1 protein-coding gene is annotated in these 1460 nt (G+C 70.3%); it reads right to left on the bottom strand.

Annotated features, from left to right (window positions below; genetic code table 11):
- Window positions 1–18: 18 nt before the first annotated feature.
- Entirely contained in the window at window positions 19–1218 is a 1200-nt protein-coding gene (locus AC0AIB_RS30940) for an IS110 family RNA-guided transposase (protein ID WP_465098036.1), read from the bottom strand.
- Window positions 1219–1460: the final 242 nt, after the last annotated feature.

The following is a 1460-nucleotide window of genomic DNA, read 5'->3' as shown; positions in this document are numbered from 1 at the left end:
GTGTCCCTATGGGTTTCGTCAAGCCGCGATCGGTGCGGTGGGGCGTGGTTGGTAGGGGATCTTGTCGCGGAGCATGGCGTATAGGACGTCGCAGCGGCGTCGGGCGAGGCAGATGAGGGCGGCGTTGTGGCGTTTGCCTTCGGCGCGTTTGCGGTCGTAGTAGGCGCGGCTGGTGGGGTCGGCGAGGGCGGCGAACGCGGCGAGGAAGAACGCGCGTTTGAGGTTCTTGTTGCCGCCGCGGGGTGGGTGTTCTCCGCGGATGCTGCTGCCGGATCGTCGGGTGACGGGGGCGAGGCCGGCGTAGGCGGCGAGGTGGCCGGGGGTGGCGAAGGCGGTGCCGTCGCCGACTTCGAGCAGGATCCGGGCGGCGGTCCTGACGCCGATGCCGGGCATCGAGGTCAGGACCGGGGCAAGAGGGTGCGCATCAAGCATCCTCTCGACCTCTCCAGCGGCCTGGTCTCGCTGACGCAGGACGTCACGGAGGCTGTCGGCGAGGCGGGGCAGGATCGTCTCCGCCGCCTGGGTGCCGGGGACGGTGACGGTCTGCTCGTCCAGGGCGGTCATGATCTGCTCGACGAGCCGTTCACCCATGCGGGGTGCATGGACGGCGGCGATCGAGGTCAGTTTGCGGCGGCCGGCTTTGCGTAGCCCGGCCGGGCCGCCGCACCGCGACAGCAGCTCCAGGACCGCCTTGTGGTGCACTTTCGGACCGAGTACCCGTTCCAGAGCGGGGTGGATCTGGGTGAGCAGGCCCCGGATCCGGTTGGACACGCGGGTGGCTTCGCCAGCGAGGTCGTCGTCGAAGCCGACCAGGACTTCCAGCTCGGCCAGAGCCTCGTCGCCGACGTCGACCCGCCGCAGGGTGTGCGGCAGGGTGCGGGCGGCATCGGCGATGACGTAGGCGTCGCGGGCGTCGGTCTTCGCCGCACCGGGGTGCAGGTCAGCGATGCGGCGCATCGCCAGGCCGGGCAGGTAGGCCACCTGATGACCGCATGCCCGAGCCACCGCCACCGGCAAGGCACCGATCGACGCGGGCTGGTCAACCACCACCAAGACCGTGCCGTGGCGGGCCAGCTTGTCGAACAGCTGCCGCAGCCGGGCTTCGGTGTTCGGCAACGGCGCGTCGTGCAGCCGCTTGCCGTCCGGGCCCAGCCCAACCGCGTGGTGACCTTCCTTGCCGACGTCCAAGCCGAGGTAGACACCGTATCCGTCGTGCACCACACCCGCCTCCACGCATCGCACCGTGGCCTCGGCCGCAGTCAGGGCGTCGGACTGCCGGCAGCCACGTTACGAAGAGACCTACCCCGAACACGGGGCGGCCGTGTCCCTATCAGCGGTCCGCCGACGCCACCCGACCCGGCGACAACACCCCCCGGATCATGAGAACGACAGGGGCAGGAAGTCATACCGGGCCGGGCGACCGAGGGTCCCCGGCTGGGGACGATCAAAAAGGTAACGGG

The sequence above is a fragment of the Micromonospora sp. DSM 43699 genome (assembly GCF_055517075.1).
Note: the sequence above shows the minus strand (reverse complement) of the source record. Positions and strands in the feature narration are given on the sequence as shown.